Source organism: Magnetococcales bacterium (assembly GCA_015232395.1).
Classification (GTDB): domain Bacteria; phylum Pseudomonadota; class Magnetococcia; order Magnetococcales; family JADFZT01; genus JADFZT01.
This window is the reverse complement of the sequence record JADFZT010000121.1, coordinates 1-9309: the sequence shown is the minus strand read 5'-3', so window position 1 is coordinate 9309 and position 9309 is coordinate 1. Positions and strand designations below refer to the sequence as shown.

The following is a 9309-nucleotide window of genomic DNA, read 5'->3' as shown; positions in this document are numbered from 1 at the left end:
GTGAGATTTTCACATCAAGCAGTCAACTGGCCTGGGAATGCTATCAAGCTTGAACGGACTTTTTTCGGGGGACTCATACCTTGGCCACCTTGTGGCGCAAAGCACAGGCCCACTCAGATCCGCGTACTAAGAACATGCTGCTATGGTTTGTAGAGCAGGGGTTTTGGACAACATCCGTTTGCAACTCATACAGGCCAACTGGGTTTTCACAGGTTTCCCAGTATATGAAAGGGATCTACTATGTCCCTTCACAGCACTCTGAGCTGAGCCCATGGTACGTTCATGAAGGAAAATTAAAGCGCCTTATAAAAGTTTTTCAAGGGTTCAAACAGGTTCCTACTTCTGTCTCAATCAGTGCCGCTTCGACAATTTTATTGCCACTACCAGATTCACATGTTGACTACATTTTCACCGATCCTCCCTTTGGTGAAAATATTTATTATGCTGATTTGAACTTCCTGGTGGAATCCTGGCATCGAGTACGCACTGACGCCCAGCCCGAGGCCATCGTCGACAAGGCCAAAAAGAAGGGTATGCCCGAGTATCAGCACCTGATGGAACAGTGCTTCCGGGAGTATTGCCGGGTACTGAAGCCGGGCCGCTGGATGACGGTGGTATTCCACAACTCCAAGAACGCCGTCTGGAACGCCATCCAGGAGGCGATGCTGGCCGCCGGGTTCGTGGTGGCGGATGTGCGTACCATGGATAAGCAACAAGGCTCCTACCGACAGGTAACCAGCACCGCTATGAAACAGGATCTGGTAATATCCGCCTACAAGCCCAATGGCGGGTTGGAAGAACGATTTGAGATCAGCGCCGGTACCGAGGAAGGGGTGTGGGATTTTGTCCGCACCCATCTACGACAGCTTCCGGTCTTCGTCGCCAAGGATGGCGAGATGGAGGTGATTGCGGAACGTTTGGGCTATTTTCTCTTTGACCGCATGGTGGCCTTTCATGTCCAGCGTGGGGTGACGGTCCCACTCTCGTCAGCGGAATTTCTGCAGGGTCTCACCCAGCGTTTTGCCGAACGGGACGGGATGTTCTTCATTCAAGAGCAGATCCCCCAATACGACAAAAAGCGCATGACCACCAATCATGTCAAACAGCTCACCTTGGACGTGGTGGACGAGGTGTCCACCATTCGGTGGCTTCAGCAGCAATTAAAAGCAAAACCACAAGGCTACCAGGAGATCCAACCGCAATTCATGGAGCGAACCAGAGCTGGCTGGATGAAACACGAGAAGATGCCGGAACTGTCGGAAATTCTGGAAATGAATTTTATTCCCTACAACGGGCAGGGAGAGGTCCCCGGTCAGATCCACAATTATCTTTCCACCAACTTCAAGGATCTGCGCAACCTAACCAAGGATGATCCCACCCTGCGCGCCAAGGCCAAGGATCGCTGGTACGTCCCAGACCCCAACAAGGCCGGCGATCTGGAGAAGCTACGCGAGCGCTCCCTGCTCAGGGAGTTCGAGGAGTACCGAACCAGCACGAATAAGCGACTGAAGCTCTTCCGCCTGGAAGCCGTCCGCGCCGGATTCCGCAAGGCGTGGCAAGAGAAGGACTACCCCACCATCGTCGCCGTAGCCGCAAAAATCCCCGAAGCCGTCCTCCAGGAGGATGCCAAGCTGCTGATGTGGTACGACCAGGCGGTTACCAGAACGGAGAATGAATAATGGCCATGATCGAAGGATTTCGAATCCAGAATTTTCGCTCCATCAAAGATATTGCCATGGGGCGAATCGGGACGGATCCAAATTTTAAAAAGGCACAAATTTTAACGCCCATGACGGCCGTGATTGGAAAGAATGGATCGGGCAAGAGTTCCATTTTCAGCGCCCTTGGGTTCTTGGCGGATTGCATGGAAACGGACATTGAAACTGCATGTAATGCTCACAAACGCGGGGGGTTTGAACGCTTGGTTTCTCTCGGAGTGAACGAGCCTATTAAATTTGCCATTTACTACAGAGAAGCAAAAAATGAACGTCCCATTACCTATGAGATCAGCATTGGTCTTAATCAAAAAACAGGACTCCCTATTGTATTTTCAGAGAGACTTAGACAGAGAGCAAAAAACCAACCTAGGGGTGCGCCGAAATCATTCCTATATCTGGAAAATGGCAAGGGCCAAGTTTGGGTTGGTGATGATAGCGTTGAGGGTGATGCGGCCCAAAGGAGAGATGTTGAATTAGACCCTCACACATTGGCCATTGTCTCCCTGGCCGAACAGTTCAAGGAAAATCCTCGTATTAATCGATTCAAGCAATTTATCAAAAGCTGGTATCTAAGTTATTTTACCCCAGATGCGGCTCGTGAAATTCCCCAGGCTGGCATTCAGAAACATTTAAACCTACACGGCGACAATATGGGGAATGTGGTCCAATATCTGGACCGTAATCACCCACAAATTTTTAAACGTATCTTGGATAATATTGCCATAAAGATCCCAGGCATTGGGTCCATCAAACCCCATCGGGATAAAGTGACAAATAATCTCTATCTTCTTTTCCAAGACAGAGGATTTGCCAAACCTTTCACACAACAGCAAATGTCTGACGGAACACTGAAAATGTTCAGCTATATGCTGTTGCTGGAGGATCCATCACCACCACCCTTCATCTGTATCGAAGAGCCTGAAAATGGCCTATACCACAAACTCCTTGAAACGTTGGCCATGGAATTTCGACGCCATGCAACAGGTCTGAAAGGCGGTTCTCAGCTTTTCATCACAACCCATCAACCCTACTTTGTGGATGCGCTTGAACCTGATGAGGTTTGGATTCTTGAAAAGGGAGAGGATGGTTTTTCGACAATCCGACGCGCAAGTGAAGATTCAATCGTCAATAGCATGGTGAAAGAAGGTCTCCCACTGGGTGGGTTATGGTACAGCGACTATCTGGATGCCCGGTGATTGCCATGCACTTTGAAATTCTCGTGGAAGATCAATCCGGAAAAACCGCACTGGATACGTTGGTTCCAAAAATTCTGGGAGATGGAGGTACATTCAACATCCATCCCTACAAGGGTGTGGGACGTATCCCCAAGAACCTGCAGGGCACGGCGGATCCAAGCAAGCGTATTCTATTGGATCAGCTTCCAAGGTTGCTGCGTGGCTATGGCAATACCTTCGCCAGTTATCCCGATGATTATCCAGCAGCGGTCATCATCGTCTGCGATTTGGACGACAAGTGCCTGAAAACATTCCGTGGTGAGTTGATCAGAGTTTTGGATGCCTGCAATCCCGCGCCGGAAACGCGTTTTTGTATTGCCATCGAAGAGGGTGAAGCTTGGTTTCTCGGGGACCTGACCGCCATCAAGACCGCATATCCGGCCGCCAAGGATTCTGTTCTGAATGGTTACGTCAATGACAGTATTTGCGGAACCTGGGAACGATTGGCTGATGCCATCTTTCCTGGAGGATCTGGGAAGCTTGGCCAACAAGGATGGCAGGCCATTGGAGCCGAAAAATCGAAGTGGGCAGAGAAAATTTCTCCTCATATGGACGTGGAAATCAATGCATCTCCAAGCTTTTCCTATTTTCGGTCAAAACTCCGTGAACTGGCCCCGGGGATACAATGATCACCGGAGACTGGTTTCATGTTGCCGGGCATCAATCCTCATGCCGATTGCTGAACACTCAATCCCTGTGGGGGGAGCAGTACTGCCGCGTTTGGCTCCCCGACCAGAATTCTATACTCCGTGTTCCCGCCGACCAGCTTGTTCCCATTGAAAGCGCCCCTGGCATCGGCCCGGAACAACTGACCTACACCGCCACAGCCGCCCGAGTGGCCGACGCCCTGACTCACGACGTCCTGCTGGCTCCCATCGAATCATCGGTCATTCCTTTGCCCCACCAAATCCACGCCCTGACCCGGGCCATGGCTGGCGATCAGGTGCGCTATCTCCTGGCCGACGAAGTAGGGCTTGGCAAAACCATTGAGGCGGGGCTCATCATTCGAGAGCTGAAACTGCGCGGGCTGGTCCGCCGGGTACTGGTCATCGCCCCCAAAGGACTGGTCACCCAATGGGTGGCTGAGATGCAGACCCATTTTAATGAGGATTTCCGCCTGCTCCTGCCCGGGGATTTCGCCGGTTACCGCCGCATTGCCGGAGAGGAAAATCCCTGGCGCAGCCACTCCCAGGTGATCTGCCCCATGGATTCGGTCAAACCCCTGGAGAAGCGCCGTGGTTGGTCTCGTGCCAAAGTGGCCGACTACAATCGGGACCGCTTCGATGGGCTGATCGCCGCCGGATGGGATATGATCATCGTTGATGAAGCCCACCGGCTGGGAGGCAGCACCGATCAGGTTGCTCGCTTCAAACTGGGCCAGGGACTCGCCGAAGCCGCTCCCTACCTGCTGCTGCTCTCTGCGACTCCCCACCAGGGCAAGACGGACGCGTTTCATCGCCTGCTCACCCTGATGGACGCGGACAATTTCCCCAGCCCGTCCAGCGTCACCCGAGAACGCGTGCATCCTTACGTGATCCGAACAGAAAAACGGTGCGCCATCAATGCGGATGGCAAGCCGCTTTTTAAACCACGCCGTACCCAGCTTTTTCCCGTGGCCTGGGAGGCTCGCCACCACCGGCAAAAGGCCCTCTACGAGGCGGTCACCGAATATGTCCGGCTGGGCTACAACCAAGCCATGCGCAAAAAGCGCAATGCCGTCGGTTTCCTGCTTATTCTGATGCAACGGCTGGTTACTTCCAGCACTCGCGCCATTCGCACCACTATGGAACGCCGTCTGGAAGCGCTCAAAATTCCCGATGCCCAGCTTTCCCTTTTCCCAACGGATCCAGATGATGATCTGATGGACATGGACGGGCAGGATCTGCTGGAAACCCTGCTCGCATCCCGCCTGAAGGGAATCAAGAATGAACGGGCCGAGGTGAATATTCTGTTGGACGCCGCCCGCCAATGCGAAGAAGCGGGCCCGGACGCCAAAGCCGAAGCGCTTCTGGATCGGATCTACACCCTACAGCAAGAAGAGAACGATCCCGACCTCAAGATCCTGATCTTCACCGAGTTCGTGCCCACCCAGGAGATGCTCAAGGGCTTTCTGGAGGATCGCGGATTCCCGGTGGCCTGCTTGAACGGCTCCATGAGCATGGAGGAGCGCAAACAGGCCCAGGAGGCGTTCGCTGGAGAAAAGCGGATTTTGATCTCCACCAATGCCGGCGGCGAAGGACTGAATCTTCAGTTCTGCCATGTGGTGATCAACTTCGACATCCCCTGGAACCCCATGCGTCTTGAGCAGCGTATCGGCCGGGTGGACCGCATCGGGCAGAAACATGTGGTCCGCGCCATCAATTTCGTCTTTGAGGAGACGGTGGAGTACCGGGTGCAGGAGGTCCTGGAAGAGAAGCTTGCCGTCATCCACCGGGAATTCGGCATCGACAAGACCGGCGACGTGCTTGATTCCGCCCAGGCCGGAGAGATGTTTGACGATCTCCACATCGAGGCCATCCTCCATCCCGACCGCGTGGAGCCTGCCGTGGAGGAGATGATCGGGCGTATCCGGGAAGGCGCGGAATCCGCTCGGGAGAGCGAATCGCTTATGGGAACGACCCGTGATTTGGATCCCGGAGAGGCGCAACGCATGATGATCCATCCCTTGCCCCATTGGGTGGAACGGATGACCGTAAGCTATTTGCGTGCCCATGGCGGCACCGCCGAACAGCAGGAACGGGGGTGGCGTCTACAATGGCCGGGACAACCGCCCGACGACAGCCTCGCGGTTTTTATCGCCAGGGATGCCGAAGACAACCCAGCGGCCCGCCATCTGACCCTGGAGGATCCACGCATTCGCGGTCTGACATCTGGCCTTCCTCGATTCGTTCCCGGCCAACCGGTTCCGGTTATCAATCTGCCCGGTCTTTCCGGGCAGATTCAAGGCATCTGGTCTCTGTGGCGTATTGCCATCCAGGGAGTCGGTGAGCATCGCCAGCGGGTCATGCCTCTGTTTGTTCATGACGACGGACGGGTTCTAGGCCCCACGGCGCGGCGGGTTTGGGACCAGTTGTTGACCGGGGATGCCGTCATTGGCGCCCATCTCCATGGCGATACAGCCCGGATGACATTTTCGCAAACGGTCGAGGTTGCCGAGATCCATGGTCAGCCGGTTTATCAGGAGCTTCTGACCACCCACCGGGACCGGCTTGCCAAGGAACGGGAAAAGAGTGAATACGCTTTCTCCATACGCCGTCAAGCCATTGAGCGGATCGGCCTTCCCGAAGTGAAAAACCACCGTCTTACCCTGCTTGCCCAGGAGGAACGGGAGTGGGGGCAGGAACTGGATGCCAGGGGAGAGGTAATGCCGGAAATGACGCCGTTGCTCATGACGCAACTGGGTGGGGAGAGCCGCGATGGTTGACTGGCGCGAGACGATCCTGAAGGAATTCACCCCCCAGGTCGCCCGTCTGACGCTCGTTGCTGACCCGGACGGTCTGCTGGTGGAGGAAGGGATTCTTCAGACCATCCACGACCGGGGATTCGAGTTGATGCGCTACGAGGATCCCGTCGCCTTCCGGTTTGCCTTTGAGTCCAAGTTCCGTTCCCGGTGGGATCAGGGCGAGCAGATTGATCTGGTGGTGACGCTGGCTTCCGATTCGAATGTCCTGCCTCACGATCTTCTCCAGACAAGCCGACGGCTCTCTTTCAATCTTGCTGATCTCTTCCCCGGCTTGAGCTATCCGGTGCTGGCCGCCCTGGACCGGTCGGAAATCGGGACTCTTTACCAAGCACTTGCCCGCCACGCCGGCGAGCCCATGGGTGACAACGCTACCAAGGATTTTATCCTCCGGCATGTGTTCGGCATCGCTCCGGAATTGATCCGACAACCATCCGACCTTCTCCGCGTTCTGCTGCGCCGCCATTACCAGGACCAACGGATCCCTGGGATACTGGATGACCGTCTGGTTGGTCAATTACAGCAATCAGGATGGTTTGATGAGTGGCCGCTGGGGGAGATCGTTCCGGACCGGGATGCCTTTTTCGGTTTTCTCCAAGAGCGCTGGCCGGTTTTTTTGAACCGCCTTCTGGAAAGGTTGGAAGGTAATCCCTGGATGTCACCGGATGAGCATGTTTCCTCCTACGGCATGAAGCATCGTGGGCCCGCCATTCTGCCCTTTGACCACGACGATGTGCGGATCTATGTGGATAACCTGTTTCTGGAAGGGATGCTGCAACCGGTATCCGTCGAAAAATCCAGGCTTCTCAAGCTGAACTGGGTGGAAGTTGGCGTTTTCAGTGATCCGGAAGCGGACCGGAAACGGCGTCTGGAGGGGCTGCTGGAAAAATGCGATTCCACCTTGCCGGAAGCGGATGGGCGGCATCGGGAGTGGATTCAATATGCCCGTCTCTGGGGGCAACTCACCCGGATGGCGAATGATCCCGAGCGACCGTTGACTTCTGAGCATCAGGAGTCATTCATCGCGCTCCGCCAGCGAGTGGACGCCACGTTCCAATCCTGGATGACCCAGCGTTTCGGGGGGCTGCACAACCAACCGCCGTCGCCTCCCGTCATGGTGCACCACATTCCCCGCGCCATGGCCAGGAAGCTTGAGGGTGACGGCAATGGCAAAATCGTCCTGATCGTGATGGATGGGCTGGCTCTGGATCAGTGGTTCACCCTGAAGGAAGTCCTGACAGAGCAATCGCCTGATTTCAATTTTCACGAAGATGGCGTCTTCGCCTGGGTTCCCACCCTGACATCCGTCTCCAGGCAAGCGATTTTTTCTGGAAAGGCGCCCCTTTTCTTCCCGACCACAATTCAGACCACCAGGCAGGAACCGGCGCTTTGGCAGCAGTTCTGGGAGGGACAAGGTCTTGCTGCCCATGAGACCGCCTATCTGAAGGGGTTGGGTGATGGATCTTTGGATGAGGTTGAAGAGGCTCTCTCCGATCACCGCGTTCGGGCCGCCGGTCTGGTTGTGGACAAAGTGGACAAGATCATGCACGGCATGGAGTTGGGATCGGCTGGCATGCATGCTTCGGTACGGCAGTGGGCCCGCAATGGTTTCATGACCAAATTGCTTGAGCTGTGCCATGTCCATGGGTTTGAGATCTACCTGACGTCGGATCATGGAAATGTGGAGGCGCTGGGTTGCGGTCGCCCAACCGAGGGTGTCATTGCGGATGTACGTGGGGAGCGGTGCCGCATCTACCCGGAAAAGGAGTTACGGACAAGCATTCATGGGAAGTTTGCGGAGAGCCTTGAGTGGCCTGACCATGGTTTGCCGGAGGGTTTTCATTCCTTGCTGTCGACCCGACGTTCCGCCTTTATAGGAAAAGGCAGCCGCATTGTGGGACACGGGGGAATATCCATGGAAGAGGTGATCGTGCCAGTCGTGCAAATCAGTGTAGCTCGTAAATGAGGGGGGCAGGACAAATAGGGTTCAGTCAAAGAATCCAGTTGTCTTGGATGGAGCGGACCGCCAATCTGGCGCTGGCGGGAATGGACCGAAAGGAAGTTACCGCCAGCCTGCAGGAAATTCTTCAGGAAAAGCTCTCCGTCGGCGGGACAGCACAGAGGGGGAACCGGGAGAAAGCCATTTCCATTTTGTTGAGGATCTGGTTGACGGGCTGTCCCCAATGGCCATTTATCCGGGACAAGGGCCTGGAATTGATCCGGGAGTTGCCGGAGCGCCAACATCTGCCCATCCACTGGGGGATGGCCATGGCGGTCTATCCCTTTTTCGGGGCAGTAGCGGAAGCCACAGGCCGCCTGTTGCAACTCCAGGAAACCATCAGTTCGGCCCAGGTCCAGCGGCGTCTCAGAGAACGGTATGGTGAAAGGGAAACGGTATTCAGGGCCGCTAGGCGCGTTCTTCGGGTATTTGCTGATTGGGGAGTGTTGGAGGATACGCCGACCAAAGGGATCTACCGGTTAAAAGAGGAAAAGAGGTTCATCAATAGTGAGGCTGTGAGCCTGTGGATGGTGGTAGCCCGGTTGGCGGCAGGGGAAGGGAAACCGGAATCGATTCGTACCTTGACCCAGCACCCGTCTCTCTTTCCATTTCAGATTGGTATGCCTTCTCAAAAGGTGCTTGAGGCTTGGGACGGGATCAATGTCATTCACCATGGATTCGATGAAAAGATGATGGTTTCACTACAATCCTGAAAGCAGGAAAGATCTGCTGCATGGCATCGTTGTCGCTGACACCCGACTGCCCAATTCTGGGTTCAGCACTTCAACGAGGAAAGCCATCTCATCAGGGCCGGGATATCGGGAACATGACGCCCCCTTCGGGGGCAATTGGTGCGTGCCTCTGGCTCATGGTGTAGACTTCCAGCCACCATGGAGA

At 55.1% G+C, this 9309-nt stretch carries 6 protein-coding genes; all 6 read left to right on the top strand.

Going from position 1 to position 9309, the window contains the following annotated elements:
• Positions 1-461: 461 nt before the first annotated feature.
• From HQL52_19195 to HQL52_19170, 6 genes are read left to right on the top strand one after another with little or no spacing between them, the layout of a single operon-like run.
• Complete coding sequence (locus tag HQL52_19195; protein ID MBF0371570.1) at positions 462-1679, top strand: hypothetical protein; 1218 nt, start codon at positions 462-464, stop codon at positions 1677-1679.
• Positions 1679-2914, top strand: a complete 1236-nt coding sequence (locus HQL52_19190) for an AAA family ATPase (protein MBF0371569.1) — start codon at positions 1679-1681, stop codon at positions 2912-2914. Before HQL52_19195 ends, HQL52_19190 begins: the two co-directional genes overlap by 1 nt.
• A 5-nt stretch (positions 2915-2919) precedes the next feature.
• Complete coding sequence (locus HQL52_19185) at positions 2920-3582, top strand: hypothetical protein (GenBank protein ID MBF0371568.1); 663 nt, start codon at positions 2920-2922, stop codon at positions 3580-3582.
• Positions 3579-6377 carry a DEAD/DEAH box helicase family protein gene (locus HQL52_19180; protein ID MBF0371567.1) on the top strand — a complete coding sequence of 933 codons (2799 nt, stop codon included), beginning with the start codon at positions 3579-3581 and terminating at the stop codon, positions 6375-6377. The genes HQL52_19185 and HQL52_19180 overlap by 4 nt, the downstream gene beginning before the upstream one ends.
• A complete protein-coding gene (gene pglZ / locus HQL52_19175) occupies positions 6370-8379 on the top strand; it encodes a BREX-3 system phosphatase PglZ (protein MBF0371566.1) in 2010 nt (669 codons plus the stop codon). Before HQL52_19180 ends, pglZ begins: the two co-directional genes overlap by 8 nt.
• Positions 8376-9125 (top strand): hypothetical protein, encoded by a 750-nt coding sequence (locus HQL52_19170; protein MBF0371565.1) that lies wholly within the window; start codon positions 8376-8378, stop codon positions 9123-9125. Before pglZ ends, HQL52_19170 begins: the two co-directional genes overlap by 4 nt.
• The last annotated feature ends 184 nt before the right edge of the window (positions 9126-9309 follow it).